General features: G+C 61.8%; 1 pseudogene. It reads right to left on the bottom strand.

Annotated elements, in window-relative coordinates:
- Nucleotides 1-235 (bottom strand): annotated as a pseudogene (locus RVY79_RS20635) (hypothetical protein); the annotation flags it as partial.
- Nucleotides 236-254: the final 19 nt, after the last annotated feature.

The following is a 254-nucleotide window of genomic DNA, read 5'->3' as shown; positions in this document are numbered from 1 at the left end:
CCTGAGTATAGGTCTTGTACTCGATCAGCTTCTCGGTGCCGCGGTGGAGCAGGCCCACATGCGGATCGATACGCTCGATGATCTCGCCGTCCAGCTCGGTCACCAGGCGCAGCACGCCGTGCGCCGCCGGGTGCTGCGGACCGAAGTTGATCGTGTAGTTCGCGATCTCGGTATCGCCCTTTTCCGGCTTGCCGCCGTCGGTGACACCTTCGATCTCGTCGAGATATTCATCCATTACGCTTCACCCTCCGGCG

The organism is Chromohalobacter sp. HP20-39, assembly GCF_033052815.1.
Taxonomy (GTDB): domain Bacteria; phylum Pseudomonadota; class Gammaproteobacteria; order Pseudomonadales; family Halomonadaceae; genus Chromohalobacter.
This window is presented reverse-complemented; position numbering and strand designations above follow the sequence as displayed.